General features: G+C 45.0%; 4 protein-coding genes. All 4 read left to right on the top strand.

What is annotated here, in order from left to right; translation table 11 throughout:
• Positions 1 to 296, top strand: a 296-nt coding sequence (locus tag V7K89_RS34085) for a hypothetical protein (protein WP_335195299.1), incomplete at its 5' end; no start/stop codon positions are given.
• A gap of 377 nt (positions 297 to 673) precedes the next feature.
• Positions 674 to 1,762 (top strand): cytochrome c oxidase subunit II, encoded by a 1,089-nt coding sequence (locus V7K89_RS34090; RefSeq protein ID WP_335195300.1) that lies wholly within the window; start codon positions 674 to 676, stop codon positions 1,760 to 1,762.
• A 116-nt stretch (positions 1,763 to 1,878) separates the two neighbouring features.
• Positions 1,879 to 3,615 carry a cytochrome c oxidase subunit I gene (gene ctaD / locus V7K89_RS34095; protein WP_335195301.1) on the top strand — a complete coding sequence of 579 codons (1,737 nt, stop codon included), beginning with the start codon at positions 1,879 to 1,881 and terminating at the stop codon, positions 3,613 to 3,615.
• A 147-nt stretch (positions 3,616 to 3,762) separates the two neighbouring features.
• Entirely contained in the window at positions 3,763 to 4,389 is a 627-nt protein-coding gene (locus V7K89_RS34100; RefSeq protein WP_335195302.1) for a cytochrome c oxidase subunit 3, read from the top strand.
• Positions 4,390 to 4,602 lie beyond the last annotated feature (213 nt).

The following is a 4,602-nucleotide window of genomic DNA, read 5'->3' on the forward strand; positions in this document are numbered from 1 at the left end:
ATCCGCAAGCAACTGGAGTACTTCCCTACCTTGCGAGCGGCAATGGAGTATGTTCTGAGTTTAGTGTCCTAACCAACCTGGCGGTTGCTATAAATTGCGGTAAGAACAACACGTTTGCTGTACCAAGTTATTTATACACGGATGCAGCCGTCTTCTACAATCATAGAGATTTTCGGGCCATAGTCAATGTTCGGAATTTGTTTGACGTTGACTATTTTGAGAGTTCTCAGAGCCAGACGCGTGTTTTCCCAGGCGATCCGTTGACGGTGTTGGGGTCGATTTTCTGGGAGTTATAAAGAAATTTTAGTAGTCAACAGGCGATCGTGAGAAACAAGATCCCTGACATTTTTGAGATGTCGGGAATCTGTCGCTTTCAATTCTCACAAATGAAATAGAATTGCTATATCTTAAATTTTCCCATTGATTTATGTCTATTTCTCTGAGTATCTGATAAACCCTATAAAAAATCGAAATTAGCCTTTCTACCGAAATTCTCAAAAGACAATGCCTAACTAAACCTTGTTGTTTGATCAATTTTTTGTACTCAGGATGAGTAAAGTCGCCAAAAAAATTAATAAAAATTTCAGAACACTGTACTCCATATCTGACAGCCTAGACTACCTTAGTAAGTGAGCAGCTTTAAGATAACGTAGTAAATTCAATTAAGTAAGCCGTGAAGATTCCAAGTTCAATCTGGACATTACTCATTGGCATCGTGCTAACGCTCACCAGCCTTTGGTACGGTCAAAATCACGGTCTGTTGCCATCAGCAGCCACGGATGAAGCCGTCTTAGTGGATGGTCTGTTCAACGCGATGATGATCGTTTCTACAGGTATATTCCTAATTGTCGAAGGTGTTTTAATTTACTCTGCATTTAAATACCGTCGGCGTGCAGGTGACAATGAAGACGGCCCACCAGTTGAGGGCAATATACCTTTAGAAATTCTCTGGACGGCGATCCCAGCAATTATCGTTATCGGTATTTCTGTTTACAGCTTTGATGTCTACAACGAAATCGGTGGCTTTGATCCTCATGCTATCCATGAAGCACCGATGAATCAGGAGTCGATGAAAATGCCAGGTCATGGGAGTGCAATGGCCGCAACTTTAAGCGATACTCCTCCCAGCACCGAACCGAACCTCAATCAAGAAAAATCTGATCAGGCAATGCAAGACCCAGCTACGGCAGAAGTCCGCAATGCTGACCAAATTCCCCAACTGCGAAATGCCCCAGGTGTAGGTAGTGTTGCTCCGACAATTGGGGGCACTCCTGATAAAGCAGGCAAACCAGCAGGATTACAGGTCAACGTCACAGGTCTACAATATGCTTGGCTTTTCACCTATCCTGAAACTGGTATAACTACAAGTGAAATGCACGTCCCCATCGGGCGTGAAGTGCAAATCAATATGACAGCTAACGATGTCATCCACGCCTTTTGGGTGCCAGAGTTCCGCCTGAAACAAGATGCGATCCCTGGTAGGCAAAGTGAGATTCGCTTTACACCCAAAAAAGCAGGCGATTATGCCTTAATCTGTGCTGAACTTTGTGGCCCCTACCACGGTGCAATGAGAGCAACAGTAGTCGTTGAGCCAAAAGAAGCCTTTGACAAATGGGTGCAAGAGCAGCTAGTTGCCAGCAAAGAAACACTAAATCAAGCCGTTGCTGTTAACCCTGCCGATCTATCCCCAAATGAATTTCTTGCTCCTTACACCAAGGACATGGGGATTCAGCCAGAAATTCTCCATCATATTCACAAATAGTCATTGGTCATTAGTCATTAGTCATTAGTCACTGGTCATTAGTACTTATACAAATGACAAGTGACAAAGGACAAGTGACAAAGGACAAAGGACAAGTGACAAAGGACAAATGACAAATGACCCAAGCTCAAGTGCAAGAAACTGCCAATGTCCCTGCTCTTGTTGAGGAGCTAGGTATCAGAAAATGGCAAGACTATTTTAGTTTCAACACCGACCATAAGGTGATTGGGATTCAATATCTAGTCACTACATTCATTTTTTACTGTATCGGTGGCGTGATGGCTGACTTGGTTCGTACAGAACTGCGAACTCCAGAAGTCGATTTCGTCACCCCTGAAGTCTACAACAGCTTATTTACGCTGCACGCCACGATCATGATTTTCTTGTGGATTGTGCCAGCTGGTGCGGGTTTTGCTAACTTCCTCATTCCTTTGATGATTGGGGCAAAGGATATGGCATTTCCCCGCTTGAATGCTGTTGCCTTTTGGATGATTCCCCCTGCGGGTTTATTGTTGATCGCTAGTTTAGTGGTAGGCGATGCACCGGATGCAGGTTGGACTTCCTACCCTCCCCTGAGCTTGGTAACAGGTCAAGTAGGTGAGGGAATTTGGATTATGAGCGTTCTCCTACTAGGTACGTCATCGATTCTAGGGGCAATTAATTTCCTCGTCACATTGCTCAGGATGCGTATCCCCGGTATGGGAGTTCATCAAATGCCCTTGTTCTGCTGGGCGATGTTTGCTACCTCGGCACTGACTCTAGTATCTACACCAGTGCTAGCAGCAGGTCTAATTCTGCTGGCTTTTGACTTATTGGCAGGAACGACATTTTTTAACCCGACTGGGGGTGGCGACCCGGTTGTGTATCAGCACATGTTCTGGTTTTATTCCCACCCAGCCGTTTACATCATGATTTTGCCCTTCTTTGGGGCAATTTCAGAAATTATCCCAGTGCATTCCCGCAAACCGATTTTTGGCTATAAAGCGATCGCTTATTCGTCTCTTGCCATTAGCTTTTTGGGGCTAATTGTTTGGGCACACCACATGTTTACCAGCGGTATCCCCGGTTGGTTGCGGATGTTTTTTATGATTACCACCATGATCATTGCCGTACCCACGGGAATTAAAATTTTCAGTTGGTTAGCAACCATGTGGGGTGGAAAAATCCGGCTTAACAGTGCCATGCTGTTTGCAATGGGCTTTGTCGGTACCTTTGTAATTGGTGGGATCAGTGGCGTGATGTTGGCAGCAGTGCCCTTTGATATTCACGTTCACGACACCTATTTTGTAGTAGCACACTTGCACTACGTGCTATTTGGTGGTAGCGTTCTCGGCATTTATGCGGCGATTTACCACTGGTTCCCGAAAATGACGGGACGGATGCTGAACGAATTTTGGGGTAAGGTTCACTTTGCTTTAACAATAGTTGGTCTAAACATGACCTTCTTACCAATGCACAAGCTGGGATTAATGGGTATGAACCGCCGTGTCGCCCAGTATGACCCTAAATTTACCTTTATCAACGAAATTTGTACTTATGGCGCTTACATACTAGCAGTTTCGACATTCCCCTTCATCATCAATGCGATTTGGAGTTGGTTGTATGGTGAGAAAGCTGCCAATAATCCTTGGAGGGCACTTACCTTAGAGTGGATGACGACCTCACCGCCAGCGATCGAGAATTTTGATGAACTCCCAGTATTAGCTACGGGACCTTATGACTACGGTTTGGAAAAGGCTAAAGAAGGTGTACCCTTATCTGATCCTAATCCAGTCTTGTCTGGCGGTCCGAACTCGGTGTTAAGAGCAGAACCCGACCCAGCAGTTGCTGCTAATCCCGAAGACCGTAAATAAACTGGGGACTGGGGAAAAAGCAAGGGAGCAGGGAGCAAGGGAGCAGAGTTTTCCCCTCCGCCCCCGCACCCTGCCCCTGTGCCTCTTTTTAATGCCCCATGCCCAATGCCCAATGCCCAATACCCAATTCCCCACTTATCAAAATTCATGCAAAGTCAAACTATTGACCCAGCTAAAACCGAACTAAATCATCACCACGCGCCACAAGCGTCCGTCGATCATCATGAAGAACATCCAGACCATCGTATGTTTGGGTTAATTGTCTTCCTAATTGCTGAAGGGATGATTTTTATGGGGTTGTTCGGAGCCTATTTGGCTTTCCGTGCTACCTTACCTGCATGGCCGCCAGCAGGTACCCCAGAGTTAGAACTATTGCTACCTGGAGTCAACACCATCAATCTAATTTCTAGTAGTTTTGTCATGCACAATGCCGATACTGCGATCAAAAAGAACGATGCGCGGGGTGCACAAATCTGGTTAGCAATTACTGCTGCAATGGGTGCAATTTTCTTGGTTGGTCAAGTATATGAATATACCCATTTAGAATTTGGTTTAACTACCAATTTATTTGCCAGTGCATTTTACGTTTTGACTGGTTTCCACGGATTACACGTTACTATCGGCGTTTTGGCGATTGTTGCTGTGTTGTGGCGATCGCGTGTTTCGGGTCACTATAGTAACCAAAAGCACTTTGGTATTGAAGCCGCCGAAATCTACTGGCACTTCGTTGACGTGATTTGGATTATTTTGTTCGGATTACTGTATCTACTGTGAGTATTAATTAACTAGTTGTTCAATCCACGCGGACAACTTAATAAGCCCCCTTAGTGGGGGCTTTTTTAATTAACAGAATAAAAATATCAGTGAAAAAGATTGTAGAGAAGTAGCAGTGCTATAGCAACCGCCAGGTTGGTTAGGACACTAAACTCAGAACATACTCCATTGCCGCTCGCAAGGTAGGGAAGTACTCCAGTTGCTTGCGGATAC

This window comes from Nostoc sp. (genome assembly GCF_036917515.1).
In the GTDB taxonomy this organism is placed as follows: domain Bacteria; phylum Cyanobacteriota; class Cyanobacteriia; order Cyanobacteriales; family Nostocaceae; genus Nostoc.

Coding starts and splice junctions, on each gene's coding strand:
- V7K89_RS34100 (WP_335195302.1), top strand. CDS start 3,763: ATGCAAAGTCAAACTATTGACCCAGCTAAAACCGAACTAAATCATCAC.
- ctaD (WP_335195301.1), top strand. CDS start 1,879: ATGACCCAAGCTCAAGTGCAAGAAACTGCCAATGTCCCTGCTCTTGTT.